The sequence below is a fragment of the Caulobacter sp. HMWF025 genome (assembly GCF_003060965.1).
In the GTDB taxonomy this organism is placed as follows: domain Bacteria; phylum Pseudomonadota; class Alphaproteobacteria; order Caulobacterales; family Caulobacteraceae; genus Caulobacter.
On sequence record NZ_QAII01000084.1, the window covers coordinates 1 to 2,138 of the forward strand.

Sequence of the window (2,138 nt, forward strand, 5' to 3'; positions counted from 1 at the left end):
GTAGAAGCCCAGGCGTTGCAGAAGATCGGGGCGGTTGACCCCGGCGGCCTCAACCCGGATCAGGATCTGCCCCTGGCCCGGAACGGGACGCTCAAGCTCCACCGGCACCAGGGCCTCGGCCGGGCCCTTGCCGCCCTCGATGGCGATTGCGGTCATCGTCTCGGCCATGGTCGTGCTCCCTGAAAGGCTTGCCTTGCGCCATAGGTAGGCGTCAGATGACGGAACGAAAAGGCTCGTTCGCACGCCCAGGGGAGGCCCGTCCATGTTCGAGGAACCCGTTGAGCCCCGCGCCTTCGGCGGCCGGGCCCTGAACGAAACCACCCATGAGGACCTCGACGTCTATGGGGTTGCGGAACTCGAGGAGCGAATTGAGGCCCTGCAGGCTGAAATCGCCCGCACCCGGGCCCATCTCGAGAAAAAGCGGGCGGGACGCGACGCGGCCAATGCGCTGTTTGGTCGCCTCGACTAGTAATTCGTTTACCCTAATCAGGGTGTAAGGCTTTGTGTCGCCTGGAGTCTGCGTATCGGGTTCGAAGGGGGCGGGTCGCAAAACGGGACGGATTGACCGTGGCATGAGGGTTGCAAGCGCCCTAGCCTGGCGAGACGTTCTCGCGGCCTTTCGAAGGGGCATTGAGTACCTATGACCGATCTGAACGCATCCGTAGCGTCGACCTGGCGCGCGGGGGTCATCCAGGACTTTGCGAAATCCGAGCTTTTCGACCGTACGTTCGAAGAAGGCATGCAGCTGGTCGAGGAGACCGCCGGCTATCTCGACGGGGCGGGGCGTCATGACAGCAAGATCCTGTCGCGCAATGCGGCCCTGGCCTATGCGACCGAAAGCATGCGTCTGACCACGCGCCTGATGCAGGTGGCCTCGTGGCTGCTGGTGCAGCGCGCGGTCAAGGAAGGCGAGATGGCCGCCGAAGCCGCCTGCGCCGAAAGCTACCGCCTGGCCGAAGAGGGCGCGGTCGCCACGGCGGCTGTCGAAGAACTGCCCTACGGCCTGGTCAACCTGCTGCAACGCTCCGAGCGTCTCTATGAGCGCGTCCGGCACCTCGACAAGCGGATGTATGTCGAGGCCGCCGTCGAGGACGCCCCGCGTCCGGTCCAGGCCCAGTTCGACCGCCTGGCGGCGGCGTTCGGGGGGTAACCCAGATCGTCATCCCCCGCTTCATGCGGGGGACCCAAGCTGAGCTGCCCACTCGCGCTCAGCAGTTCCAGGTCTCATAAAGGTCAGCCCAGGTCGGGTTGAACCCCTCGATCAGATTGATCTTCCACTGGCGGTGGTACTTTTTCAGCCGCTTCTCGCGATGGATCGCGAAGCTGATGTCCTCGTGCTCCTCGTAATAGACGAGCCGGTGGACGCCGTATTTTCGGCAGAACTGACTGCCCACCCCCTCCCGATGCTCCCAGACCCGACGCGACAGGTCGTTGGTCACGCCGATGTAGAGCGTACCGTAGGGGCGACTGGCGAGGATGTAGGTATAGGCGGCCACAAGCCAAAGCTTGAGTTTTGCCGCCAATAGTTTCAATCTAAAATTGAAATAATGCCCGATGTGTCCGGTTGGTTCTGGCGAACCCCGCCGACTCGGCTTGGGTCCCCCGCATGAAGCGGGGGATGACGACCGTTAGGGATCGGTCGGTTGCGCCAGCCTCAAACAGAAAAAGCCGGCCCGCGAACGCGGAGCCGGCTTTCCGTCGCCCTTACGGCGGGAACGCTTATTTCTTGGCGGTGAAGCCGGCGAACTTGGCGTTGAAGCGCGAGACGCGGCCACCGCGGTCCAGCATGTGGGCGTTACCGCCGGTCCATGCGGGGTGAACGCGCGGATCGATGTCCAGGGCCAGCACAGCGCCTTCTTTCCCGTAGGTCGAACGGGTCGGATAGCTGGTGCCGTCGGTCATCGTGACGGTGATGAAGTGATAGTCGGGGTGAATGTCTTGTTTCATCGGGCGGTCCAACCGACTGGCGGTGTGAAAGTTGGTGAGTGGACGCCCTTGCGGGTGGCCCTCGAAGAGGCGCGGCTATAAAGAACACCCGCGATTTTGGCAAGGGACAGTTGATGACCGACGTGAACGGCGGCGAGATTTCGGTCGAGGGACGCCCCGGCGCCGGGGCCGAACTGGTCCAGGGGATGGCC

The 2,138-nt window shown here is 63.6% G+C and carries 5 protein-coding genes and 1 pseudogene; 3 read left to right on the plus strand and 3 right to left on the minus strand.

Translation table 11 applies throughout. From position 1 onward, the window contains the following. Positions 1-168: pseudogene (locus tag DBR10_RS09730) on the minus strand (NAD(P)H-quinone oxidoreductase); the annotation flags it as partial. A gap of 94 nt (positions 169-262) precedes the next feature. Here DBR10_RS09730 and DBR10_RS09735 point away from each other — a divergent pair. Both DBR10_RS09735 and rcdA read left to right on the plus strand, forming a co-directional pair. Beyond that, on the plus strand, positions 263-469 hold the full coding sequence (locus DBR10_RS09735; RefSeq protein ID WP_108506024.1) for a DUF1192 domain-containing protein: 207 nt from the start codon (positions 263-265) through the stop codon (positions 467-469). Positions 470-640: 171 nt separating this feature from the next. Further along, entirely contained in the window at positions 641-1,150 is a 510-nt protein-coding gene (gene rcdA / locus DBR10_RS09740) for a protease adaptor protein RcdA (protein ID WP_108506023.1), read from the plus strand. Between the two features lie 58 nt (positions 1,151-1,208). On the opposite strand, the gene DBR10_RS09745 is transcribed toward rcdA, so the two are convergent. Together DBR10_RS09745 and rpmE are read right to left on the minus strand one after the other, a co-directional pair. Then, on the minus strand, positions 1,209-1,523 hold the full coding sequence (locus tag DBR10_RS09745) for a GIY-YIG nuclease family protein (RefSeq protein WP_233243356.1): 315 nt from the start codon (positions 1,521-1,523) through the stop codon (positions 1,209-1,211). 196 nt (positions 1,524-1,719) lie between these two features. Next, entirely contained in the window at positions 1,720-1,947 is a 228-nt protein-coding gene (gene rpmE / locus DBR10_RS09750; RefSeq protein ID WP_108556299.1) for a 50S ribosomal protein L31, read from the minus strand. Between the two features lie 110 nt (positions 1,948-2,057). Between rpmE and DBR10_RS20475 the strand changes: the two genes are divergently transcribed. Continuing rightward, positions 2,058-2,138: hypothetical protein (locus DBR10_RS20475; protein WP_442861114.1), on the plus strand; the 81-nt coding region annotated here is incomplete at its 3' end.